Below are 25,049 nucleotides of genomic sequence, written 5' to 3' on the forward strand. Positions count from 1 at the left end.
TCTCCAGACGATTGGTGCCAGTGCTGCTTAGCGCGTGCCGTTCAGTGCGACTGTCTGAACCTTGGGCGTGAAGTAGCTCTTATCGTAGAGAGCGCGATAGAACTGCCCAGTCAGTTCAGCGGCTTTTGGTCCAAAGGTTGGTCGTCCACCTTCGAGAAAAATCACCGTAACGATACGACCAGTCGGCGTCTCGGCATAGGAACCGAACCAGCCGAACCGGGTCCCGTTGTTCGAGCATGTACCCGTCTTCCCCATCACGGGAAATTCGCTGAAGTTGGCTTTGAGGGAACGGGCCGTTCCATTATTTACGGCGCCAGCCATGCCAGGGATGATCTCCGGGAGGATCGGCGCAATGTTCAGGATGCGCTTTACCTTCGGGTTGAAGCTTGCAACCTGCTCCTGCGTCTCAGGATGCTGCAGATAGTACAACGTGCCACCGTTCGCGATGGCCGAGACGATTGCGCCGAGTTGCAGAGGCGTCATCGAGATGCTCTCGCCAAATGAGCACATCCGTCCTACGCCGCCCATCTTCTGCGGTAGTTCCTGGTCGGGATAAATGCCGAGTTGTTCGCCCTGAATCTGATAGCCGGCGAGTTCGCCGAGGCCAAACTCATTCGCGTAGTGCTTCACGCGCTCGAAGCCAAGCGTACGGCCCAGGACCTCAAAGAAAGGATTGATCGATTTAGCAAGTGCGTAAGTCAGGTCGACCCGATATCCGCCACCAAGGCTTACTGGAGTGTCCCTCTTGATCAGGCCTTCTTCAAGCGCAGCCAAAGCGACGGTCAGCTTGATAGTCGAGCAAGGTTCTGCCCCGCTTGAGAGTGCGAGCTTCTGATTTACCATCGCGAGAATGCGCCCGCTCGATGGATCGATTGCGAGAGCCGTGCCGTTCATGTTTCCGAGAGCCTGAATGGCTGCTGCACGTACGGTCGGATCTTCTCCAGCGGTAACATCGCCCAGTGTCAGGTTGTCCGCGTTCTCTGCGAAGGAGCTTGCTGAAAAGCGTTCCGAATAGCGTGTACGGCGAACCGCAAGAACAGCTCGTCCGCCCCGTCTGCCCCGCGCACCGCGTACCGTGACCACGACCTTCGAGCCTCGGGCGCGGCTTACTTTCCCATGCGCTGCCGTGGCCTTTGTTCGTCCCACAGGTCTGGCGGCAGCATGTACTGACTTCGCCCGCACGGGAGCCCGATGAGTCGAAGCAAACAACGGTGTACCCATCGTGCATGCCAGGATGGTACACAGCAGTACGTTGCAAGCCCGGCCCATCATCTGCTTTGATCCCACGTTGCTCTCCCGAGACGACACTCGTTCAGCGTCTGCCCTGCTCTAACTTTACTTGAATGCAGGCTTTGCCGTGTCCGCGGGTCGGTGTGACCTGTCAAACCTAGTTGCCGCGACGTAAGAAAGCGGGTATATCGAGTTCGTCGGACTCCCGCTGGTCCACCTCGACGGTGTTCGCGGTAACAAACGACGGATTCCTCACAACCGGCTCTGCCACAAGGGGCTCCCAGGGAGCGGTGCTCTTTGGCACTCCGGGCTGGAGATCGACCGACAGGCGGAAGTCGTGTTCGCTGACCCGCCGCGGTTCCGAACTTCTTTCGGGAGGAACTGATGAGAATGTCTCCCGTATCCGCGGCGGTTCGAGCTCGTGGGAGGAGCGAAAGAAGTCGTCGTCGAAGACAGAAGCACGTACCGGGATCAGGGCGTCCGTCACTGGCGGTGCGACGCGCTGCTGCTGTTCTTCAGGTTGGGCCGGAGCTTCGGGAGCAGCCGGCTCAGGATCCGGAGAGCCTGCGGGCTTCACGTCCAACTCATTGGCGGTCTCGCTGGCAAACCGCGCGATGGGTGGCTGCGGGATCGAATACCGCTTGATGGGCACATCCTGACGGCTGCCAGGAAACGCTGGCTCGGCGTGCATGCGATCGCGACGAATCGGCAGCTCTTCCTGACGGAAACCCGTCGCGATCACGGTGATCTTCACCTCGTCACCCATGTTCTCGTCCAGCACCGCGCCGAAGATGATGTTTGCATCCTCGTGGGCGGCGTTCTGGATGATGCTCGAGGCTTCATTCACTTCGCTGAGCTTGAGGCTGCTCGAGCCGGTGATGTTGATCAGGATTCCGCGTGCACCATCGATAGCGCCCGCCTCAAGCAGAGGAGAAGCCATGGCCGCAACCGCAGCGTCGACCGCACGGTTGCTCCCAGCCCGCGAGGCCGTGCCCATCACGGCGTAGCCCATGCCAGCCATTGTGGTCTTCACGTCGGCGAAGTCACGGTTGATGACGCCAGGAATGGTGATGATGTCCGAAATACCTTGAACGCCCTGCCGCAGCACGTCATCGGCAATCCGAAATGACTCGAAGAAGCCCGCATCCTTTGCAACCGCAAGCAGTTTCTCATTGGGGATCACGATGAGCGTGTCGACAGACTCGAGCAACTCCTGCATGCCTCGCTCAGCCTGCATCATGCGGCGCTTACCTTCGAATGCGAACGGTCGGGTGACGACGGCGACGGTGAGTGCGCCCATCTCGCTGGCAAGCGAGGCGATCACGGGAGCGGCTCCTGTGCCTGTCCCTCCGCCGAGACCGGCGGTCACGAAGACCATGTCCGCGCCCTCAAGCGCCTCGATAATCTTGTCTGAATCTTCCAGGGCAGCGCGGCGGCCAATATCAGGATTTGATCCTGCCCCAAGGCCGCTGGTCAGCTTGACACCAAGCTGCAGCTTGACCGATGCGTTCGAGACCTGGAGAGCCTGTGCGTCTGTATTGGCAGCGATAAACTCTACGCCTTCGAGATGGGCCGCGATCATGCGATTGACAGCGTTATTACCGCCACCACCGACGCCAATGACCTTGATGCGCGCTCCATTTGGGACCTCATCCTGATAATGGATGCGAATATCGTCGTTCGGCAGATTGTTCATCGTGTCAGCACTCCTGATGCTTGGTTCTGCTGCGTCTTCCTGGATAGGATGCAGTCGTCCACTCAATTCTCACACCTGAATTGCCGGTGCAAAATTTAGCTTTGCAGAGTGAACCAAGCTTGGTTCGGGTACGGGTCATTGTGGGCAGGAATGTTACCGGCATCCGTGCTTGTGGAGGTTCTAGGAGGTCGTCCCAGACCGCCCGACGTAGCGATAGATCGCGCACTCCTCATCGCCTGTGGAGCCGTACTCCTTCTGCATCGCAATCGCTGCAACATCGGCAGCATGATCCTCCCGCGACATACGGACAGCACCCACCCACAGACGTTTGAAGCCTGGGTTCCGGTCCAGAACGATCGCACACTCCGCATTGACGTAGAGCAGGTCTAACTCGCCAGGACGATTGGCAAACTGCGTCTCGATGCGCCGAAGCAGCGCCCGGAGCACAGGGGCCTCGAAGGGGTGAAAGAGGAAGAGAAGCGTTGGGGTACGCGGAAGCTCGAACTCAAGAGCATCCTGCTCAAGCAGATCGATCGGTGCAAGTTGTGGCGCAGTCGGGTCGGTGACGTGACTCGTAAGCCAATGATCGAGATTCTGTCGTGCAATCGCCGCCATCGCGGGATTCAGTTCGATTCCAACGACCTGCCGAAAGGGCAGTTCACTGGCAACCAGCATGGCGCGGCCCTTGCCCGCGCCAATATCCACAAACGTGTACTTCGCGATCGGCTCAGGTGGCGGCGTCGCGCGCCATTCAGCGACGAGAGCCCGCAAAATGCTCGGCGCAACGCCGTAATAGGCCGTTACATGCTCGTCGTTCGGATGACCCGTCACCAGATTCTTGGCCGGAACAAGGCCGCTTGTGTCGACTCCATGAGCAAGGTCGAAGGGGTGAATCGGCTGGTCGGTAGCGACCAGCAGATCTCTCGGGCGCTGGGCTGATTTGGGCGCGAGACGTGGTCCGCTTTGAGAGGGAGGAGGCATGGCTTAGCGGATTTGCACCAGGGCTGGATTGCCGTCGAGGCCAAGTGTCCGTCGCCCGGTGGGCGTGATGTCCTGCGGAGTCCACTGCGGCGTGTGCACAATGTGGACCGTGGTCCCGCTGATCGTCTCGAAACCAGCAAGACGGTTAGCTATCTGTGCGCGAAGTTGCGCCTCAGCATCCTCGGTTGGATTGCTCGGCGTCAACGTGACCGCAACCCGATGCTTCTCGGGGACGCCGGGAATGCTGGCGCCCGGCGCATTCAGATCGCGCTCGATAAAAATCGTTTGCACAAGGCCGAGATCGACGATGTTGCAGGGGATCTCTGGATCGTAGCAATCGCGTAGCGCGCCTCGAACTTCATCTTCAGTCAGCATGGCTAGTTCTTGCGTTTCGTCAGGTATTGCGCAAGTGTCTTGAGCGGCGTCGCCGCTTCACCAAAAGGAGCGAGCGCCTCAAAGGCATCTGCGATCAGCTGGTCAGCGTCACGAATCGACTGGTCGATACCGAACACGGCCGGCCAGGTGGCCTTGATGCTGGCAGCATCCTTGCCCGCTGTCTTACCGAGTTGAGCAGAATCCTGCGTCATGTCGAGCACGTCGTCGACAATCTGGAAGGCAAGCCCTGCTTTCTCGCCAAAGATACGCAGCCGACTGATCGTGTCGGCGTGTGCCCCCGCAGACCCGGCACCGTAGATGCCTCCTGAGACGATGCTCGTCGTTATGAGGGCGCCCGTCTTCGAGCGATGGATCGATTCGACAAGCTCTGCAGTAGGCGCCTTGCCCTCGGACTCAATATCGACCACCTGGCCGCCAATCATCCCCGGAGCAAGGACGCTCGCTCCGCCAATCCCCGTGCTGACCGCCGTGGATATGTCACGCAGGATGGCCACCGTTGTTTCCGGGGTTGATGCGAGTGCAGCGATGGTCTGGAAGGCGAGCGTCTGCAGCGCGTCACCAGCGAGAATCGCGATCGCTTCACCAAAGACAACGTGGCAGGTCGGTTGACCGCGACGAAGGTCGTCGTTATCGAGCGCGGGAAGGTCGTCGTGAATCAGGGAATAGGTGTGCAACATCTCGAGAGCGGCGCCGAGGTCAGCAGCACCCTCCGGAACCTGGCCCGTTCCTGCCACCATGCGTGCAGCTTCGATGCAGAGGATGGGTCGGAGACGTTTGCCGCCCGCGAACACGCTATGCCGCATCGCCCGGTGAATGGAATGAGGCACCGTCTGAGGACCGGGCAGCAGCCGCTCCAGGGCAGCATCGGTAAGCGCCGCACCCGTAGCAAGTAGTTCTTTTACGTCAGAAGGCATTAAGTTTGATGATAAATCAGCGCAGCCGCCGACGTTGGTAGAGCAGGAGGCCCAACACGCAAAGCGAGGCGGTCGAGATCACCCATCCGGCCGTCTGGTCAGGTCCGCGGACATAGGTCGCGTCCACATGCAACTTTCCGGCGGGTACGGGAATCGCGATCAGCCCGTCCTCCCGTGCAAATCGGGTCGGGACGATCTGCTCGTTGAGGCTTATCTGCCAAGCCGGGAAGTCGCGAAGGTTCAGGATGAGCGTCTGCGGCATGGGCGAGACCAGGTCTATGGGCAGATGGAGAGGTCCGGGAGCGCCCGCCGATGCGGCACCCGACGACCCGTCAGCGAGCCAGAAAGGCGGGTTGGACTTCTTCAGAGCATCGTTGTCGCCGGTGATCGGCGTGTATTCATCGGTAGCGTCGGTGCCCGCTGACGAATGGTAGAGCGCAAGGCGAGCGGCGACGGTATCCTCCGGGTCGCAATCCTGCCGAAAACCTCTGTAGGCGGTAAGTGTCAGCAACGAAGCTGCGGCAAGACTCACGAGAGCGGCGGTGATCCCGGTAAAACGAAGTCCTCGCAACGCGACTGTCACGCTGAGCGCAAGGATCGGCATCAGGATAGCGAGAAACCGCCAGGGAAACTGCAGGAAGGCGAGCTCCGGCGCATGTCGCCAGATAGGAGCTGACAGCGGGGTAAGCAGCAGAACGATGATCGTGGCGAACATCACAAAGGAGCTCAGCATCGGACGGTCCTCTGCGGACTGCCGTTTTCTCAGGAGGGCGACAAGAAGCGCGATGAGCGTCGTCGCTACCAGCCCTACAGCGAGCAGCGAAGCGGTCCGGAGTACAGCATCGTGATCAGGATCAGGTGTGTGATGGAAGAGATAATTGTCCGAAATGCGCATCCCATCCGTAATCGCCATTGCAATCTGGACAGAGCGGCGCTCATACGCTGCGGGAAGAATGTAGAAGGCTCCGAGGCCAAGCCCGAGCAATGTCCCGGTAATCGTCCTGGTCGCTAGTTGTAGCGGCCCCTTGTCTCGCTCACTGAACAGCCGGGCCAACGTAAGCAGTCCAAGACCGTAACAGCCGATGACGGCTGCCGGAGCGTTGGTCAGCCAGAGAAGCGCAACGGGCGCGGCGATTCCGAGGACGGTAACGTTCCTCCGAAGGATGCCGTGCAGCAACAGAGGGAGCCACGCCGCGGCAAGCAGTTCTGCGTAAGCCGTCCGCTCATACGCGGTAAAGAGCATGTAGGGGTTTGCAATATAAAGCGCCGAAATGAAGAGTGACGTCAACGGAGTGGCAAAGCTCCGCAACAGGCGATAGCACCCCAGTCCCGCAGCCGTAAGCGCAAGCCATGTGTAGGCAATGGGCGTTATGGTCCACGGGAGTACGAGGCCCAGAACGGCACCGATCGTCCACGAGAGTGGAGGGTAAAACACGAAGCGAGGTTCCCCCGCGTTGAACGCCGGCGTAAACGCCCATTGCGGGTGCAGGTTGCCATGCTGGAACTGCGTTGCCGCTTCCATCCAGCTCAGGATATGAAAGTCAAAATCGTGACCGCAGGAGCAGCCATTCCAGATCAGAGGAATGATCGCGATTAAGGCGACCAGCGGCAGAATAAGCAGCAATCGCCAACTCGCTCGAACTCCTTCCTCCTCGTTCCTCATCGTGGCATGAGGGTGAGCGTGTGAGCAGTTGCAGCCTGAACGGCATTTGCGGTGTAGGGAAGAGGGAACGTCTTCCCTGTGTACCAGGCTTGGAATTGATCTATGAACCACGGACTTGCCGGGTCACCAGATTGTCCAAGCACCAGGTTCAGCGTCGAATGGTCGAGGTCAGAGAGGTCTGCAGTAAAGCGCTCCGACGGCCCAAAGGTCCTGTAAACCTGTTTGACCGTCGAGGTATCGCCGCTCTGTGGCAACGACCCCGTTCCAGTTGGATAACCCATGAGGCGTTTCAGCAGTGGCGAGGAGGCGAGTACCGGATGCTCAATATCGACCGGATGGGCCTTGCCATATTGCCAGGTTGCCAGGTCCGACGGGGCATGGTCCACGCTCATCCCTTTATCGACGGCATCCGCCAGCAGATCGTCCCATGTGGCATAGCCTGAGGGGAGCCAGCGCGCAGGCGTGTGCATGATGAGCTGCTCTTCTGCGAATGACTTTTCGCCCCACGTATACAGGGCCGCCGATTTTCCCAGTTTCGGCGTCAGGATGAGTACCCACAACTCAGCACGCGCTGCGTCCACGATTGCGGGCGCAGAGGCCTTTGCATCCACGTGTCCGTTCCAATCGCGCAGCAGATCGGCAGCTTGATGGAGCCGCTTCTGCCTGCTCCCACTCAGGCTGGCATGATCGATGGCGTAGGCAAGCCGCTGGGCGATGACGCGATCCAGATCAGAGTACACATCGGTCTGCAATGCGAGCATGTCGGCCGAGGTCATGTGAGGGTTTGCGGCAAGCACCTTCCAGATCCGCTCGTTGCGGTAGGGTGCGGCCCAGTCCAGCGTAATCGGGTAGCTAAAACCATCCGGAACAACACGTGCATTCGCAGTCGCGAGGATGCCGCCCGCAGGGTCCGCGACATGGGGTAGCTGATCGTACGGGACGTATGGAGCCGTCGTGGACCACTCATTTGCGGTCACACTGGCATCTGCAGGGATCGCCGAAGGTGGGGTGGGATGCGAGGGATCGCCGCGTAACGGAATACGGCCGACAGCATGGTAGCCAATATGACCCTGATCGTCAGCGAACACCATATTTTGGGAGGGACCGCCAAATGCTGCGAATGCGGCAGAAAGACTAGCCCCATCACCTGCGCTATTGATGGCAAGAAAGGGAGAGGTGATGTTCGCCGGATCGTAGATTGTCCAGCGAAGTGATATCGGTCGCTTTTCGCCGGGATAAAGGCTGGAGATAATCGGTGTCAGCAACTTGCCATGCATAGTCTCTGGAACGTCGAGCGTGACATCCAGTCCATGGTGAACGCGGATAAGCTCGCTCTGGTGCTGCAACGGCTGCCACCCGCCGTCAGCCGCTTGAAATTCGGCGCTCGAACCGGAACCACGTAGATGCTCGACAGTCAGGTCCTGAACGTCAGCCCCCAGGTTTGTGAAGCCCCAGGCAACGTGATCGTTATGACCGACGATGACGAAGGGTGTTCCGGGCAGAGTGACCCCTGCGGCATGGAAGCTGCCGGCTTGCAGGTCAGCCTCATACCAGATTCCGGGTACGCCGTGGCTGAGATGCATGTCGTTTGAAAGCAGAGGCTTGCCGGAGGCAGATCGCGACCCCGAAACGACCCAGTTATTTGACCCGGCGCGACAGCCTTCACATGTGGCTGAGCCAGCCAGAAGCGCATCTCCGGCGAGAAGATCCTGTGTGTGTTCCGCGCTTCCGAGAGCATGCTTGTCGGGAAGACGGAGCTTCGTCTGAGATTCATCGAGCGGGATCTGCTCTATATCTTCAACAGGAGTGGTCAGGTCGACGACTGGCTGCACAACGGGATGGTCGCGCCATGAACCGACAGGATAAAGATCGGCGACCAGCTCCTGCGGGAGTTTGGCGGCGATCACTTCCCGGTCAAGCTTTTCGGGAAAGGTATTGGTGAGGTCCTGAAACATGGCGAGACCTACGAGGAGCGAATCGCGTGGCACCCAGGGGGCTGGGGAGAAACCCAGGAGGCGGAACTCTACAGGTAGGTGACCCTGCTGGTCAGCCATCGATGCATTGACGCCGCGTGCGTACACCGCAAGCCAGTGAAGTTGATCAGGCGGCAGAACAGCGACAGCTCTATCGGCCGCAGCTCGGATCTGCAGGAGCCGCTGTGCGCGGTCATGTGGCAGGAGATCCTTCCCGAGAATCTCGGCAAGCGTTCCAGAAGCGTGGCGGCGGAGGGTCTCCATCTGCCAGAGCCGATCCTGCGCCGTGACATAACCCTGGGCAAATACCAGGTCATCCAATGACGAGGCGCGAATGTGCGGAACGCCGTGCATATCCCGCAGAACGGTAACGGCCGACGCCGGACCGGAGACAGCTATGGTTCCATCAATCTGCGGAAGCGAGTTACGCGCAGCCGCACGGAGCCAGAAATGCGCTGTTACAAGACCCGCAATCACAGCGAAGCCAACCACAAGCAACACTACGCCGAGAATCGAAAGCATTGAATACCGTCTGCGCACAATCCCCGACAAACGGCCTTGTCGAGACATTGCCGGGAGAATCGGAGACCCGAATGCTGCCTCCGCTGCATGGCGGCGACCGAGCGAGGTAGGATCAGTATCGCTCACCGCTGCATCTTCAGAAGAATCGTAGTCAATAGGGTCGATGTAAGCCATGCGCTAGCAGAAGTCTAAATGCAGATGCGCCATGGTAAGAAGACCCGGAATACTGCAACGCCGCTGCTATGCTTTCGGAAGAGGTAAAGGAGATGGCGGATGTTCGGTAGCGCGGGTGTTCACGCAGCCCAGACAGTCTTCCTGCTCCTTCTGGTCATGGTGGCTGTGTTCGCCATCGTAGCGCGAAGGCTTAACGTGTCGTATCCCATCGTCCTGGTGGTGGCTGGGCTGCTCATCAGCTTCGTCCCTCATGTGCCTCGCATTCCTCTAAACCCTGATCTTGTCTTTCTTATCTTCCTGCCGCCGCTCCTCTACTCGTCTGCATGGGTCACGTCATGGCGTGAATTTCGAGAAAACCTTGTCAGCATCACCATGCTCGCAGTAGGGCTCGTCGCATTCACCGTGTGGGGTGTCGCCGAGTTTGCCGATCGCTTCATTACCTTGCTCGATTGGAAGTCAGGCTTTGTATTGGGTGCTGTTGTAGCTACAACTGATGCAATTGCCGCGACTTCGATTGCCCGGTCGCTTGGTCTTCCACGTCGCATCGTCGATATCCTTGAAGGTGAAAGCCTTGTCAACGATGCAACCGGCCTTTTAGCTCTCGAGTTCGGGTTGCGTATGGTGGTGCAGGGCAATACGCCCACCGCAGGTGAGGCGCTTGCCCGCCTGCTTTACCTCATCGTTGCAGGAATCGGAATAGGGCTCGCCATCGGTGTCATCATGGCGTGGTGTGAGCGCTTTATCGATGACGGACCGATCGAGATCGTTCTGAGTCTAATCGTTCCATATCTAGCCTACCTTGCCGGCGAGGAGGCCCACGCGTCCGGTGTACTGGCAGTCGTCGCCTGCGGCCTGTATATGAGCCGCAAGAGTGTAACGATCTTCTCGCCGACCGTCCGCACACAGGTCTATGGTGTCTGGGGAGCGCTCACGTTTATCCTGAACGGCGTCGTCTTCGTGCTGATCGGGCTACAACTGCCCTACGTGCTTGCCGGCATTCGCGATCTGAGTAGGACAACCCTGCTTGAGTATGGTGCGATCTTCAGCATCATCCTGATTGCCTTACGTCTGCTATGGATTTTCCCGGCAGCACAGATCGCCTACTTGATCCGAACGCGCATCCTTGGGAAGACCGAGCAGCGGCCCGGCGCTCGCAGCGTCTTTGTTGTCGGATGGACTGGAATGCGTGGAGTAATCGCTCTTGCGGCGGCCATCTCGCTTCCTGAGACGCTCGCCAGCGGCGCCCCTTTCGCGGCCCGTAACCTGATTGTGTTTCTCACCTTCAGCGTCATCCTCGTAACGCTCGTTCTACAAGGCCTGACGTTGCCACCGCTTATCCGTGCGTTGGGCCTATCCGGTGCAAGCGGGACGAACGCCGAAGAGTGCGATGCTCGCCGAACCATGTTGGAAGAGGCTCTTGATTATCTGGATACGGAGCGCGCAATGGACGGCGGCAATTTCGCCCACGTCTACGACGACCTCACCCATCGGTATCGTCATCGACTTGCGGCAGTCGGAGGTACCGACGGAGTGAATGATGAGCATGAGCACAGCCCGGCGACCTATAACCGCCTGCGTGCAATCGCCCAGGGAGCAGTCCAGGCCGAGCGCAGGGCGATGATCCGGCTGCGCGACGAGGGACATCTCAGCGACGAAGCGTTGCGATCCATGGAACGCGAACTCGATCTGCAGGAGATTCGCTACGAATCTGCCGCGCTGGATTAGCGCTAGATCGTCTCCAGCAATGGCTCCGCAGATCGCGGTAGCGTAAGAATGATCGCAACCGCAACCGCAGCCATCACCGGCAGTATGTAGATACTGCCCTCAGGTCCAGTCAGGCCGCCGCTCAGCACAGGCCTCCCAACGGCATGCGTTGCGAAGAGATGAAACTGCACCATCGTGCCACTATCTGCTACGCCATAGAGGAAGGACTGGGCCCAATCCCATGAGGTATGAAAGCCGATTGCCCACCAGAGCGAGCCGGTTCGCCACAAGCTCAGGCAGAAGACCAGCCCGGCGACTCCAGCAGAGAGCAGACCAATCGGTGACTCTCCAGGGTTGGAACCATGCCCCAATCCAAACAAGAACGAGAGCAGAAATGCCGCCGCCCAGAAGCCAAGTGCTTTGCTGTTTGTCGGGTGTAGCGCCCTGAAGATTCCAGCGAAGCCACGCGAAAGTGTGAACTGCACATAGCCACGCAGCAGATACTCCTCAAACAATGCAACGAGGAGGAAGCCGCCAAGCCACACAGCCGCGTATCGAAGGATCGTTGCGCCAGAGAGCAGACGGTTGTCGAAGACAAGTAAGCCCGTGCTCCTCAATACGAGAACAAGCAGTGACAGGAAAGCGACTCCCCATCCCAGCCCGGCAAAGAGTCGTGAGACCTTGCGTGTACCGCCAAAGCCATAGGCCCCGACAGGTCTCCGCTCGATGCGCGACATGATCCACGTAGCGAGAACTACAGCAAGCAGAGGAACACCTTCATTCAGATACGAGGAGCGCGGAGCCTGCTCGTGAGGGCCGGAGGTCCTGTGCGCCGCGGCCGGGGCATGATGCACCTTTACCGTAATGAGTCGCGCCACAGAGACAAGCGCAGCGAGTAAGGCCACATAGATCAGCAGACTCCAGCCCGCGCGCAGACCATCAGGCCCGAAGAAAATAGGGTTACGTTCAGGAGGAAGGGGACGACCTGCTGAAAGTATTGGTGCCTCTTCAAACGCAGGCGTGTCATTCGTCAAAGTAGATTCCTCGATGGAAGTCTATACGGAATCCGGAACGGTCATGTTCCTCGCACTCGCGTTTACTTGACACGGCAACTGGTGCGTCTATCCTTAGAGATTCGCTGCTCGCGACTCATAACGCGCAAGCTGCTGTATTGAAGGGATACTCTCTTGGACTGCCGCGTCTTCTATCACGATCATTGTTTTGACGGTGCCTGTTCAGCCTCGCTCTTTACCCGCTTTCACCGCGAGTGCATTGGAACAGCCGATACCTTCTCCTACTACGGCCTCGTCCATCGCGCCGGAGCCCTCTTCGATGACAGCGCCTTCGTCGCCGGTGAGAACGCCATCGTGGACTTCAAGTACCTGGCCTCCCCCAAAATCAACTGGTGGTTCGACCATCACCTCAGTGCATTCCTCACTCCCGAAGACCAGCGCGACTTCGAAGCGCACCAGGCCGACGGCACCGAGACGAGCCGCAAGTTCTACGATGCCTCGTACGTCTCCTGCACCAGTTTGATCGCCGACATAGCGACGGCGAAGTTTGGCTTCAATGCCGCACCCTTGGCCGAGCTGATCCATTGGGCCAACATCGTCGATGGCGCGAAGTACGAGAGCGCACAGGCGGCAGTCGAGATGGGCGAACCCGCCATGAAGCTCACGATGGTCATTGAGAGTAGCCCCGATGAAACACTGGTCCAGAAACTCATCCCGCTGCTCACCGAGATGCGCCTTCAGGAGGTCCTCGACCAGCCATTCGTGCAAGAGCCGCTCGGACCGTTGATGGAGCGCCATCGCCACGCCATCGAACTGATTCGCGAACGCGCCTCACTGCACAAAGGCGTGATCACCTTCGACATTACGGACCACCCCACCGAGGGCTACAACAAGTTCATCCCGTATTATCTGCACCCGCACGGCACCTACAACGTCGGCTTAAGCAAGTCGAGCTTTCGCACAAAGGTCTCTGTAGGAACGAATCCGTGGACACCACTTCCAGCCTCCGAACTCGTCAACCTGGCGGCGATCTGCGAGCGCTACGGTGGTGGCGGCCATGCGCGTGTCGGCGCAATCAGCTTCCCTCCCGATCGCGAAGATCAGGCTCGCGCCGCAGCGAAAGAAATTATCGAAGAGCTTCAGGAAGCATAAGGCTCCGGCAGGTCCCGTCTGAAGATTCGATGCGACCTGCCTACCTGATTTACGGCTTGAGCTTACTGAAGATGGAGAGCTTGGACAGATCGTTGAAGATGACGAGGACGCCAAAGATCAGGATGCAGACGATAGCCACCTGCATCAGGCGCTCCTTGATGTCCTGGTTGATGTCGCGCCGCATCGCGCCTTCGATCCCGAGCATCGTGATCATCCCGCCATCGAGAACAGGGAACGGCAGCAGGTTGAAGATCCCGAGATTGATGCTGATGTAGGCCATCAGGCTGATGATCGGCATCCAGCCGGGCATCTCCACTGCCTGGTGTACCTGCTGGCCGATACCGATTGGGCCGCTCAGGCTGCGCACCGACACATGGCGCGTGAACATGCCTTTAAGCACCTCGACGATCAGGGTCGCATACTTCATGTTGACGGTGTACGAGGCGGCCATGGCCTTGCCAAGGGGCAGCTTCTCAACCTTGACCGGTGGCTGTACCGGCAGGAAGCCGAGCCGATAACGGTCGGTTCCATCCGAAGACTTGGCCAGTTCAGGAGTGATCTTGATTGGCAGCGGCTGTGACCCGCTCCGGAGAATGCTCAAATCGACCGGCTTGCCAGCCTGATCCTGCAGGTAGGCGAGAAGCGCCGGTACCGAATGCAGGGACAAACCATCAATCGTGGCAATCTGATCCTTCGGCTGGAGCCCTGCGCGAGCGGCAGGCATGTTCGATTCCAGCTCAGCGACCTGGACCGGCGTGCTCTGCATCCTCGGAATCAGACCAAGCTTGTCCGGCGAGAAGTTCTCCGCGCCATTCTTCGACTCGACGAACAACGTCGTATCGACCCGCTTGCCATCGTGGATATAGGAGAAGGGAACCGTCTGGTTCAGATTCAGCATGGACCGGATCACGACCTGATCCCAGGTAGGATTCTCGATGGTCGCGTAGTGAACGATCAGATCGCCCGAGTGAATGCCTGTACGCGCGACGGGGGTGTTGAGCGGCACGTAGTCCGTCTGTGCCGGCGCGTCGTGAAACTCCTCAACCTCGTTATGGAGCATCGAGACGCCAGTCATCAGGAGGAAAGCAAGAATAAAGTTGGCGACCGGCCCCGCAAGCGCGATCAGGACGCGCTGCCAGCGTGGGTGAGCATTAAACTCGCCGGGATCGCCAGATGGCGCCTCACCAGGAACATCGCCGGCCATTTTGACGAAGCCACCGAGCGGGAGGAGGGAGAGGCGGTAGTCGGTGTCGCCACGGCGAAAACCAAAGAGCCGCTTGCCGAAGCCGATCGAGAAGACTTCGACCCGCACGCCACACAGCTTGGCAACGGCAAAGTGGCCGAATTCATGCACCAGCACCATGATGCCAAGAACGATGGCGAGTTCGATAATAGTCGACATAAAGCGCGAAAACCTCAGTGCTGCTTGGTGGTGCTCGTAAAGCGCGAACTCGGTACCTTAGCGGATCAAGGCTGACGACCGACGTACGATGACCTCGCGGGCAACTTCCCGGGCCGCCAGATCGGCCTCCAGCACCTGCTGGATAGACGTTGGACGAACACCCGAGGTGTGCGCGAGCACCTCTTCGATTGTACGCGGGATACCCATGAATGGGATTGCCCGGCTCGGGTCCGGGTCCAGAAAGGCCGCTACAGCGATCTCATCCGCAGCGTTCAGGGCAATGCAGGCTTCGCCGCCGACTGCCGCAGCCTCATAGGCCAGTCGCAGGCAGGGAAACTTTGCCAGGTCCGGCTGGGAGAAATCCAGATGACTGAGGGTTGCCAGATCGAAGGTCAGGTCCGATCGCACTCGCTCGGGATACGAAAGCGCGTAAAGGATCGGGAGCCGCATATCCGTCACCGAGATCTGGGCCAAAATACTGCCGTCAACGAACTCAACCAGCGAGTGGACCGTCGACTGCGGATGTACCGTCACCCGCACCCGCGCCGGAGGGAGATCAAAGAGCCGGCAGGCCTCGATCACCTCAAACCCCTTATTCATCATGGTTGCGGAGTCGATGGTGATCCGTTGACCCATCACCCACGTCGGGTGTTTCAGCGCCTGCTGCGGGGTTATATGTTCAAACTCAGGAGCGGGCGTATTCCGAAAGGGGCCACCCGAGGCCGTGAGCCAAACCTGCCGCACCTCGGCCGGAGTTCCCCCACGCATCGCCTGATGGACCGCATTGTGCTCAGAATCGATCGGCAGCAATGCGACGCCATGCTTTTTTGCTGCGGCAATAATCAGCTCGCCTGCAGCGACCAGGCACTCCTTATTGGCAAGCCCAATCGTCTTGCCGGCACAAATGGCCGCATACGTGGCCTCAAGTCCTGCCACTCCCACAATGGCCGACACAACAAAATCTACCTCCGGAAGCGTGGCCGCATGAACTGCTCCTGCCGACCCATGACCGACTTCAATTCCGGTAATGCCCGCCTCGCTTAGCCGTCCCGCGAGCACCAGTGCAGCCTCTTCCGAGGCAAGAGAGATGAACCTGGGTCGCCAGCGCTGGCACTGCGCGAAGGCCGCATCGATGTTTCGTCCTGCAGCGAGAGAGACAACTTCGTAGCGGTCTGGATACGACTCGCAGATCGAAAGTGTGGAGTGTCCGATGGAACCGGTCGAGCCGAGGATCGCTAACTTCTTTACATTCACAACGGCTATTTTCGCAGAGTTGGGCTATCGACGGGAAAGAAGTATCAGCAGCTAAAACCGGCCCAGCCCGAAGTAGTCCTTGATCAACAGGATGTACCAGAGCACTGGAGCGGCGACCAGCAGCGCATCGATGCGGTCGAGGATCCCTCCATGCCCCGGCAGCATCGTCCCCGAGTCCTTAACTCCGGCACCGCGCTTGATAGCCGATTCGAGCAAATCACCCGCCTGCGCAGCAATATTCAACAAAATGGCGAGCGCCACCGACTGCCAGATCGGCTGGGCGATATGCAGAATCATATTGCCGCGCACCGTCAGTGCATCGCCAATCCAGACCACAGCCATCCCCGCCAGAACGCTGCCAACGACCGAAGCAATCGCTCCCTCGATCGTCTTCCCCGGGCTCAGTCGCGGCGCCAGCTTGTGCTTGCCAAAAGCGCGTCCCACATAAAGTGCAGCAATATCGCCAGACCAGACGCACACCATAAGGAAGAGAAGCAGCGCATGCCCGTCTTCCTGGTTCCACATCAGTGGAATCAGGGTCAACGGGTAGGCGATGTAGAGAAGACCAAACAGCCCCTGCGCCGTGTCGGGCAACACTTGAATCAGTGGCGCACGAAATCCATTCCATGCAAAGAGCGCGAGGGTAAGCGCACTGAGAACAGGAAGCTGATCCTCAACCGGAAAATTCTGCAGCGTGACCACGAACGCAAGCGCAGTCCCAAGCGCCATCCACCAGATGGGGATGCGAAGCGTCGCTCCGTGCTTTCGAGCGCCGACCGAAGCAAGCTGTAGATATTCGTAGGCGGCCAGCTCAGCAACGATCGCTGCGCACAGCGTAATCATCCAGAGCTTGCCGAAGAAGATGAGAGCGAAGACAGCAACAATCAGGACAACAGCGGTCAGAATGCGTTTCATAAGGGCTCAGACAGGATATACGGACAAAGGGGTCCACCCGTTCCCACTTCGTCGTAGTACCTCATCCGCCAAGACGCATCAATCAAGGCCGTGTCAGCACTGGGCCTGCGGTAAGGTGATCTTTGATCTCCGCCGCAACCTCTTCTGCCGGTTCGAGATTGCTGAGGTCCTCGTCCGTAAACGCATCGCCGAGGCCACCGAATCGCCGCTCGCGCCGCTGATAGTTGGCGATCGCCTCAAGCAGGTGCAGCCCCCGAAAGTCCGGCCACAGACGATCCGTAATGAAGATCTCCGAATACGCAATCTGCCACAGCAGGAAGTTCGAGATGCGCTGCTCCCCGGACGTCCGAATAACCAGATCCGGATCAGGCATATGCGCCGTGTAAAGTCCCCCGCTAAGGTGGTGCTCGTCGACACGGGATTCAAGCCCATCAACCTGCAGCAGGTCTTCAAGCGAACAGCCGCGCCGGTGCGCCTCTTCAATCAACGAAGTAAGCAGGGCACGCGTCGAGTCGACAATCTCCGAGCGCGAGCCGTAGTTTAACGCCAAAGTCAGGGTCGTGCCGGTATTCTTTGCCGTAGCCTCGGACGCCCACTGCATCGTGTCCTGAACCTCGGTCGGCAGCTCGTGCGTGCGACCGATGTACGCCATGCGAACGTTGTTATCGTTCATTCGCTGCACGTTGCCGGTCAAATAGTTACGAAGCAGCTTCATCAGAAAGCTGACCTCGGACTTCGGCCGCCGCAGGTTGTTCTCAAGCGAGAAGGCATAGAGCGTCAGCCAGGGCAGGTCGATACGCGACGCTGTCTCGACAACAAACTGTACAGACTCCGCACCTTGTTGGTGGCCGAGGAAGCGTTTGAGCATGCGCTTGCCAGCCCAGCGCCCGTTGCCGTCCATGATGATGGCAACGTGCTGCGGAATCTTGGCGGGATCAAGCTGCCGGTAGACACTCTGCTCCTCGGGAGAGAGTTCATGGACGCGGCTCGGGGAGTTTGCGCGCAAAGCGACCTCAAAGACTGAAGAACTGACGCTAGCACACCATTATCCGCTCCGCAATCAATCGGAGGGGACAGTGGCTAGACGCGATCTTCAGTTTACCGCGCGAGAGCTTAATCTTGCGTGAAAGCAGCTTCCGCCGCCCAAACCATTCGTTATGTGTACCTGCACACAGAACGAATGATCTAAGCAGTCCGACGATGACCCGCAGCAAGCTCGCGAACATGGTTCAGGAAGATCGACCGCTGCAGATCGTCAAGCTGCGAGGTATACATCGCAATCTCCGCAAGGAAGGGATCGGCCATCAGAACCGCAGTTTCATCGTGGTGACGCGTGGTCGCATCGCGCAGCAGGGCCGAAATATCCACCTGTAGCGCACGGGCCAGGCGATCAAGCGAGGACAGCGTCGGCATCGCCTTGCCATTCTCAATCTTGGAGATATAGGTGCGGGGAACGCCCATCCGCGCCGCAAGCTGACGCTGTGAAAGATTGCGCACATGGCGCAGATCACGCACAGCAGTCGCCACCTGCAAGCCTTCGACGGCTGCCGGCTGAGCGGGAACAAGCATCAGGGGAGAAGGGGTCGGCTCCGGGACCTCGACCTCGAGGGATTTGTGGCAGCGACGGCACAGTACATTTGCCGTGCGAAACTGCACCAGGTTGCACTTGTCACAACGCAGTACTTCACGTTGCTCGACGGACGCCATCATGGTTGCCATAAGTTGTATGTAGCGGACGGACCCAGAGCAAGGACCGTGTCGCACGTCCGATAACGGACAGATGCGATGTGCCTAGAGTGACACTGGGTAACTGAAGAGTCAAGGGGAAACCCGTTGATTATTATCGAATTGCCTGAGAAACCCGAAGTGGAACCAAGGTAGTAACTTGCTGGAAGGAGTTGTCTATGAGCGAGCAGTTTTCACGGGAGAGGGCATTGAGCCTCCTCGAAGAGTGGACGAAGGGCGAAAGTCTCCGCAAGCACGCCCTTGCCGTCTCGGTATGCACGGAATCCTATGGTGTCCTCGAGGCGAATCAGCTTGGACTCACCAGCCCTCAGGCTGAGGAACTAGCCGACCGGTACGCCGCCGCCGGCCTGCTGCACGATATGGACTACGAGCGGCATCCGTCGCTCGAAGAGCATCCGTTTGTCGGCGTCACCTTCCTGCGGCAGCAGGGCTGGCCCGAGGAGATCCTGCATGCGATCCTCGCCCACGCCGATTACTCGGGCACGCCGCGCGAGTCACACCTCGACAAGGCACTCTTCGCCTGCGACGAACTCGCCGGCTTCCTCACAGCCTGCGCGCTGGTGAAGCCGACAAAGTCCATCATGGACGTCGAGGCGAAGGGCGTCCTCAAGAAGATGAAAGACAAGGCATTCGCCCGCGCGGTCAACCGAGAAGACATCACCGAAGGCGCAGCGCTACTCGGTATTCCGGTCGAGCAGCATATCGACAACTGTCTCCGCGCCATGCAGTCCCACGCCGCCGAACTAGGTCTCAGCGGAGGCACTGCCTAGTTACACCCACGCAGCAGCGCCAGGTAGAGCAGCGAAAGCACAACGCTCCCCGCGATCCCAATGGCGAACAGCGGCATCCCAGTCGTCGGTGTAGCCGCAGACTTCGAATTCTCCTGCGGGTTCAGCGGGTTGTACGAGACCGGAAACGCCGCGCCCTGCTCCATGTACTTCGGAGCAGTAAACGTATCGTTGTAAGTCTTGCCATGCGCATAGTAGCTGAAGCTGATCCGAAATGGCCCGCTGTCCGTCGCGAAGCCAAGCGTCAGTGTGTTCATCCGCGCAAACTGGTACGTGCATGCGGTGACAACCGCCTGCGTCTCCAGCCAGGGAACCTCCGGCGTCTTCACAGGGCAAGCAACTCAGCAGATTTGATCTTCACAATGCCTGCCGACGCTAGAGCTGCATTGGTTTCGTCCACCGATCCCGGTAGATCGACTGCGCGGCAGGCATCCTCAATCACAATCGTCTCAAAGCCAGCCGCCTTCCCATCCATGGCCGAGAACCGCACGCAGAAGTCATAGGCAAGACCGCAGAGGAAGAGTCGTCGTAATCCCCGTTCCTGCAGGTAGCCTGCCAGACCGGTCACCGTACTGTGATCGTTCTCCAGAAACGCGGAGTAAGAATCGATATCCACCCGGAAGCCCTTTCGCAAAATCAGCTCAGCCCTCGTCACGTCGAGAGCAGGGTGAAACGCAGCTCCGGCCGAACCCTGCAAGCAATGATCGGGCCACAGCGCCTGTGGACCATACGGTGCGTCCATCGTCTCGTAAGCCGCGCGTCCGTCATGCGTCGACGCAAAGGAAATATGCCCCGCCGGGTGCCAGTCCTGCGTCAGCAGAACGTGGTCGAACCGCTTCGCCAGCCGGTTGATAATCGGCACGACAGCATCCCCATCGGCAATCGCCAGCGCGCCGCCGGGACAGAAGTCGTTCTGAACGTCGATGATGAGAAGAGCGTCAGTAGCGGCGAGCCGATCCATGCCGCCAGTATGACACTGTATCGTGCTAAGCTGGCGTGCTCTGAGGTACGGATGACCGACGAAACGAAGACGACAACCAGGACGATGCGCTCTGTGATCGAAAGCAGGCTCCAGCTTGACGCGCCAAAGTGTCGAGCGAACCACGACGCTCTCCGCGCCCTGCTCTCGGCAATGCAGCAGGAGCAGGCGGCCATCCAGCTTGGCGGCGGCGCAAAGGCTGCCGATGCGCAGCGGGCGAAGGGAAGGCTTACGGCCCGCGAGCGGCTGGCCTTGTTGCTCGACGAGGGCTCCAGCTTCCTCGAACTTGGTCTATATGCCGCTCATGGCATGTACGCCGAGTGGGGCGGGGCACCGGCAGCGGGAGTTGTCGCGGGGATTGGACGAGTCGGCGGCCGCCTCTGCATGATCGTGGCAAACGACGCCACCGTGAAGGCTGGAGCATTCTTTCCCGCAACCGCCAAGAAGGTGTTGCGCGCGCAGACCATTGCTCTGGAAAACCACATACCAACGCTTTACCTGGTAGATTCGGCAGGCGTCTTCCTTCCGCTCCAGGACGAGGTCTTTCCCGATGCCGACGACTTCGGGCGGGTCTTCCGGAACAACGCCGTCATGAGCGCGCAGGGCATCCCGCAGATCACCGCAATCATGGGCATGTGCGTCGCCGGTGGAGCTTACCTGCCGGTCATGACCGATACGGTGCTCATGACCGAAGGCTCAGGACTCTTCCTCGCCGGGCCAGCCTTGGTGCAGGCGGCCATCGGCCAGAAGACTCCGGCTGAAGATCTGGGCGGCGCCGCGATGCACGCCGAGATCTCGGGCACGGTCGACTTCAAGGAGCCAACCGACCAAGCCTGTCTCGAACGCTTGCGGTCGCTGGTCGGTAAACTAGGCGGCCCGCAAAAGTCTCCCTTCAGCGTGATCCCGTATGACGCGGTCGCAGACGCCCCGAAGTATGACGCAGAGGATCTCTACAGCCTCATCGACCCAATACCCGGCGCAAGCAACATCTACGACATGCACGAAGTGATTGCCCGTCTTGTCGACCGGAGCGAGTTCGATGAGTACAAGGCGGACTTCGGTCGAACGCTACTCTGCGGCTACGCGCGGATCGGCGGCCACGCCGTCGGTATCGTCGCCAACCAGAAGACAAACCAGTCGCAGACCGTCGCCATGGGTCCGCAAGCCGGTACGAAGCGGACAGAGTTCGGCGGTGTCATCTATACCGAAAGTGCCCAGAAGGCCGCCCGTTTCATCATGGACTGCAACCAGGGCCTCATCCCACTGATCTTTCTACACGACGTCAACGGCTTCATGGTCGGTAAGGATGCCGAATGGTCGGGCATCATTCGTGCCGGGGCAAAGATGGTCTCGGCTGTCTCGACCAGCGTCGTGCCGAAGATCACCGTCATCGTCGGCGGCAGCTTCGGTGCCGGACACTATGCCATGTGTGGCAAGGCCTACGATCCCCGTTTCATCTTCGCGTGGCCCACAGCGCGTTACGCGGTCATGAGCGGAGCCAGCGCGGCGAACACGCTTGTCGAGATTCGCGTGAAGCAGATGGAGCGAGGCGGCAAGACCATCTCAGACGACGAGCGCAAAGCTCTTTACGATGAAATTCGCGCAAAGTATGAGGCACAGGCTGACCCACGTTACGGCGCAGCACGCGGCTGGATCGACGCCATGATCGATCCAGCCGAGACCCGCTCGATCCTGATGACGACGCTCGAAGCCTGTGCGCTGAACCCCGAGGTGGCGAAGTTCAACCCAGGCGTTCTGCAAACCTGAGCGTAGGCACCTCCACATTTCCGTCGGCAACTATTTGACAAATCGAGACCCCACCAAGGGCCTCCACTCTCTCAGTGCCCGCTCATGCCTCGTACTTAGCCGTACTTCGGCACACCTAAGTCCGAACCTAACCCACCTGTTTTGAAGACTTTCGTACTTCAGGTACGGGGGGAGGGGGTACCTCGAAGCCAGCCTCAAAGAGGGTGTGCACGGACGAACACGTGACCACAAGAAAGGTCGAAGTTGAATCGCTGCGGCTTTCCCGTCGCCTCATGCGTATTCTTACTTCAGACCCCGATTTGATCTCCAACTATCTGCTCCCTTTCAGGAGGATTATGCGCCGTACTGTTGCTGTGGCTCTTACGCTTGGCCTTTCGTCTCTATTGCTGGCCCAGGAAACCTCGACTCCCGCATTGCTCGGCTTCAGTGCCGCAACCTCAAGTACCGAGCAGCAATGGGAGAAGAAGTTCCGCGCCCTTCCCGAGGCCAAACGGATTCACGACAACATGGAACACCTCGCAGCGCATCCGCATCACGTCGGTTCGCCCTATCAGCGCAAGAACGCAGAATGGGTCATGTCACAGTACAAATCCTGGGGTTGGGACGCGCACATCGAGCAGTTCGACGTGCTCTTTCCCACGCCCAAAGAGCGCGTCATCGAACTACTGGGTCCAACTCCGTACAAGGCAAAGCTCGACGAGCCTCCACTTCCAGGCGATCCCTACACGAAGGATCGCGCCGATCAGCTTCCCGGCTACAACATCTACTCGGCCGATGGCGATGTAACCGCCCCGCTGATCTACGCCAACTTCGGCCTTCCAGCCGATTACGAGGAGCTTCGCCGCAACGGCATCTCCGTCAAAGGAGCCATCGTCATCACGCGTTATGGCGGTGGTTGGCGCGGACTCAAGCCGAAGCTCGCCTACGAACAAGGCGCTGTCGGCTGCATCATCTACTCCGATCCGCTCGACGATGGTTACGGAAAAGGCGATGTGCTGCCAAAAGGCCCGATGCGCAACGCAGACGGTATTCAGCGCGGCAGCGTGAGCGATACGACGATGTTTGCAGGCGATCCGCTAACGCCCGGAATCGGCTCGGTCCCCGGAGCGAAGCGGCTCAAGATCGAGGACTCACCGGTGATCATGAAGATCCCGGTTCTGCCAATCGGCTACGGCGATGCGCTCCCTCTACTCTCGTCGCTCGACGGTCGCGTCGTTCCAGCCGCATGGCGCGGAGCGTTGCCAATCACCTATCACTTCGGTCCAGGTACAGCGAAGGTCCACCTCAAAGCCACATTCAACTGGGACACTCGTCCCGTGCTGGACGTGATCGCGACCATGAAAGGCTCAGAAGAGCCCGATGTATGGATCGTCCGCGGCAACCACTACGACGGTTGGGTAAACGGAGCAGATGATCCAATCTCGGGCCAGGCGGCGCTGCTGGAAGAGGCGAGGTCACTCGGAGAACTGGCGAAGCAGGGCTGGAAGCCGAAGCGAACATTGATCTACGCCGCATGGGACGGTGAAGAGCCAGGTCTCATCGGATCGACCGAATGGGCAGAAACACACGCGGATGAACTGAACAAGCACGCAGCGCTCTACATCAACTCGGACGAGAACAACCGCGGCTTCTTCAACGCAGGTGGATCGCACGCGCTCGAGCAGGTGATCAACGATGTCGCGAAGGACATCACAGATCCAGAGACCAAAACCTCCATCTGGAAGCGCCAGCAAGCGGCCAGGCTGATGGGCGGTCGCGGCGCAGCAACAGAAGGCGGAGCAAGCCGCGCTGACGTGTTGAAGCGCGCAACGCTCTCGCTCGGCGCAATTGGCAGTGGATCAGACTTCGCGACCTTCATCGATCACCTCGGCATCGCTTCGGTCAACCTTGGCTTCGGCGGCGAGGATAGCAGCGGAACCTATCACTCAGCCTACGACACGCCTTGGTTTATCGAGCACTTCGGCGACAAGGACGCACTCTACGGACCAACGATGGCCCAGACAGCAGGCACACTCGTGATGCGAGTAGCCGATGCCGATGTGTTGCCCTATGACTTTACGATCCTGACGGAGACCGTGCGTGGCTACAGCACGGAGCTGAAGGCTTTGATAAAGACGATGCAGCGCGATGCGGCAACCCAGAAGCGCAATATGGATTTGGGCTTGTACGCGCTGATGGCCGATCCTCAGAAGCCGATGGAACTTCCGGTGACGCTGACTTCGCCGCCAGACTATGACTTCACCGCCCTCGATGCTTCGATCGCATCGCTGGACAAAGCTGCGACTCACTTCCACGAGGCAGAAGCAGGCATGATTACGCTTACCCCGGAAGCGCGTAAAAGCCTCAACGCACACCTTGCATTATCAGAGCGGAAGCTCACGAGTGAGGCAGGCTTGCCACGACGTCCGTGGGTGAAGCATGTGCTCTACGCACCGGGAGTCTACACGGGATACGGAGCGAAGACCATGCCAGGTATTCGTGAGGCGATTGAAGAAGGTCGATACGACGAGGCGAAGCAGCAGATGACGATCGTGACGAAGGCTCTGAACGACGAGGCAGCGTACGTGGAAGGAATCGCTTCGAGCGCGAAGTAGCTCACGAATACAATTCTGATTGCCGCAATTGTGATGTCAACTTCAGAGCCTAAGCACGCAGAGCGGCAAGTAGGTTTGTATGCAGCAAAGTTTGTCTGTACAACCCGCCGAATCGAGGCCGTGCCACAAATTCCAGTTTCAAGAGTTTTGAGCCGAGTCCTGCGATGCGGTAAGCTACTTGAGGCA

The 25,049-nt window shown here is 59.2% G+C and carries 20 protein-coding genes; 5 read left to right on the forward strand and 15 right to left on the reverse strand.

Annotated elements, in window-relative coordinates; all coding sequences use genetic code 11:
- Positions 1 to 27: 27 nt before the first annotated feature.
- From OHL20_RS14795 to OHL20_RS14825, 7 genes are all read right to left on the reverse strand, one after another.
- Positions 28 to 1,221, reverse strand: coding sequence for a penicillin-binding transpeptidase domain-containing protein (locus tag OHL20_RS14795; protein WP_396272573.1), 1,194 nt, complete (start codon positions 1,219 to 1,221; stop codon positions 28 to 30).
- Positions 1,222 to 1,387: 166 nt separating this feature from the next.
- Positions 1,388 to 2,926: a cell division protein FtsZ gene (gene ftsZ / locus OHL20_RS14800; protein WP_263383948.1), complete on the reverse strand. Its 1,539-nt coding sequence runs from the start codon at positions 2,924 to 2,926 to the stop codon at positions 1,388 to 1,390.
- 180 nt (positions 2,927 to 3,106) lie between these two features.
- Positions 3,107 to 3,907, reverse strand: a complete 801-nt coding sequence (locus tag OHL20_RS14805) for a class I SAM-dependent methyltransferase (protein ID WP_263383949.1) — start codon at positions 3,905 to 3,907, stop codon at positions 3,107 to 3,109.
- A 3-nt stretch (positions 3,908 to 3,910) separates the two neighbouring features.
- On the reverse strand, positions 3,911 to 4,282 hold the full coding sequence (locus OHL20_RS14810; RefSeq protein ID WP_263383950.1) for a metal-sulfur cluster assembly factor: 372 nt from the start codon (positions 4,280 to 4,282) through the stop codon (positions 3,911 to 3,913).
- A 2-nt stretch (positions 4,283 to 4,284) separates the two neighbouring features.
- Entirely contained in the window at positions 4,285 to 5,217 is a 933-nt protein-coding gene (locus OHL20_RS14815; protein WP_263383951.1) for a polyprenyl synthetase family protein, read from the reverse strand.
- A 16-nt stretch (positions 5,218 to 5,233) separates the two neighbouring features.
- Positions 5,234 to 6,841, reverse strand: a complete 1,608-nt coding sequence (locus OHL20_RS14820; protein ID WP_263383952.1) for a hypothetical protein — start codon at positions 6,839 to 6,841, stop codon at positions 5,234 to 5,236.
- A 35-nt stretch (positions 6,842 to 6,876) separates the two neighbouring features.
- Positions 6,877 to 9,375: a penicillin acylase family protein gene (locus OHL20_RS14825; RefSeq protein ID WP_263383953.1), complete on the reverse strand. Its 2,499-nt coding sequence runs from the start codon at positions 9,373 to 9,375 to the stop codon at positions 6,877 to 6,879.
- A gap of 273 nt (positions 9,376 to 9,648) precedes the next feature.
- On the opposite strand from OHL20_RS14825, the gene OHL20_RS14830 reads away from it, so the two are divergent.
- On the forward strand, positions 9,649 to 11,274 hold the full coding sequence (locus OHL20_RS14830) for a Na+/H+ antiporter (RefSeq protein WP_263383954.1): 1,626 nt from the start codon (positions 9,649 to 9,651) through the stop codon (positions 11,272 to 11,274).
- A gap of 2 nt (positions 11,275 to 11,276) precedes the next feature.
- Here OHL20_RS14830 and OHL20_RS14835 read toward each other — a convergent pair whose 3' ends face one another.
- Positions 11,277 to 12,287 carry a CPBP family intramembrane glutamic endopeptidase gene (locus OHL20_RS14835; protein WP_263383955.1) on the reverse strand — a complete coding sequence of 337 codons (1,011 nt, stop codon included), beginning with the start codon at positions 12,285 to 12,287 and terminating at the stop codon, positions 11,277 to 11,279.
- Between the two features lie 153 nt (positions 12,288 to 12,440).
- On the opposite strand from OHL20_RS14835, the gene OHL20_RS14840 reads away from it, so the two are divergent.
- On the forward strand, positions 12,441 to 13,418 hold the full coding sequence (locus OHL20_RS14840) for a DHH family phosphoesterase (protein ID WP_263383956.1): 978 nt from the start codon (positions 12,441 to 12,443) through the stop codon (positions 13,416 to 13,418).
- A gap of 49 nt (positions 13,419 to 13,467) precedes the next feature.
- Here the strand turns inward: OHL20_RS14840 and rseP are convergent, their stop codons facing one another.
- From rseP to OHL20_RS14865, 5 genes are all read right to left on the reverse strand, one after another.
- Complete coding sequence (gene rseP / locus OHL20_RS14845) at positions 13,468 to 14,820, reverse strand: RIP metalloprotease RseP (RefSeq protein ID WP_263383957.1); 1,353 nt, start codon at positions 14,818 to 14,820, stop codon at positions 13,468 to 13,470.
- A 57-nt stretch (positions 14,821 to 14,877) separates the two neighbouring features.
- A complete protein-coding gene (gene dxr / locus OHL20_RS14850; protein WP_263383958.1) occupies positions 14,878 to 16,074 on the reverse strand; it encodes a 1-deoxy-D-xylulose-5-phosphate reductoisomerase in 1,197 nt (398 codons plus the stop codon).
- 51 nt (positions 16,075 to 16,125) lie between these two features.
- Entirely contained in the window at positions 16,126 to 16,989 is an 864-nt protein-coding gene (locus tag OHL20_RS14855; RefSeq protein WP_263383959.1) for a phosphatidate cytidylyltransferase, read from the reverse strand.
- Positions 16,990 to 17,071: 82 nt separating this feature from the next.
- On the reverse strand, positions 17,072 to 17,995 hold the full coding sequence (locus OHL20_RS14860) for an isoprenyl transferase (RefSeq protein ID WP_263383960.1): 924 nt from the start codon (positions 17,993 to 17,995) through the stop codon (positions 17,072 to 17,074).
- Between the two features lie 179 nt (positions 17,996 to 18,174).
- A complete protein-coding gene (locus tag OHL20_RS14865) occupies positions 18,175 to 18,708 on the reverse strand; it encodes a helix-turn-helix domain-containing protein (protein ID WP_263383961.1) in 534 nt (177 codons plus the stop codon).
- A gap of 185 nt (positions 18,709 to 18,893) precedes the next feature.
- Between OHL20_RS14865 and OHL20_RS14870 the strand changes: the two genes are divergently transcribed.
- A complete protein-coding gene (locus OHL20_RS14870; protein WP_263383962.1) occupies positions 18,894 to 19,505 on the forward strand; it encodes an HD domain-containing protein in 612 nt (203 codons plus the stop codon).
- Here OHL20_RS14870 and OHL20_RS14875 read toward each other — a convergent pair.
- Both OHL20_RS14875 and pncA read right to left on the reverse strand, forming a co-directional pair.
- Positions 19,502 to 19,852, reverse strand: a complete 351-nt coding sequence (locus tag OHL20_RS14875; protein ID WP_263383963.1) for a DUF3592 domain-containing protein — start codon at positions 19,850 to 19,852, stop codon at positions 19,502 to 19,504. The two genes, OHL20_RS14870 and OHL20_RS14875, sit on opposite strands and share 4 nt — an antisense overlap.
- On the reverse strand, positions 19,849 to 20,484 hold the full coding sequence (gene pncA / locus OHL20_RS14880; RefSeq protein ID WP_263383964.1) for a bifunctional nicotinamidase/pyrazinamidase: 636 nt from the start codon (positions 20,482 to 20,484) through the stop codon (positions 19,849 to 19,851). The genes OHL20_RS14875 and pncA overlap by 4 nt, the downstream gene beginning before the upstream one ends.
- 51 nt (positions 20,485 to 20,535) lie before the next feature.
- Between pncA and OHL20_RS14885 the strand changes: the two genes are divergently transcribed.
- On the forward strand, positions 20,536 to 22,269 hold the full coding sequence (locus tag OHL20_RS14885) for an acyl-CoA carboxylase subunit beta (protein WP_263383965.1): 1,734 nt from the start codon (positions 20,536 to 20,538) through the stop codon (positions 22,267 to 22,269).
- A gap of 335 nt (positions 22,270 to 22,604) precedes the next feature.
- Positions 22,605 to 24,863 carry a transferrin receptor-like dimerization domain-containing protein gene (locus OHL20_RS14890; protein ID WP_263383966.1) on the forward strand — a complete coding sequence of 753 codons (2,259 nt, stop codon included), beginning with the start codon at positions 22,605 to 22,607 and terminating at the stop codon, positions 24,861 to 24,863.
- The last annotated feature ends 186 nt before the right edge of the window (positions 24,864 to 25,049 follow it).

It is taken from the genome of Granulicella arctica, from assembly GCF_025685605.1.
Lineage (GTDB): Bacteria > Acidobacteriota > Terriglobia > Terriglobales > Acidobacteriaceae > Edaphobacter > Edaphobacter arcticus.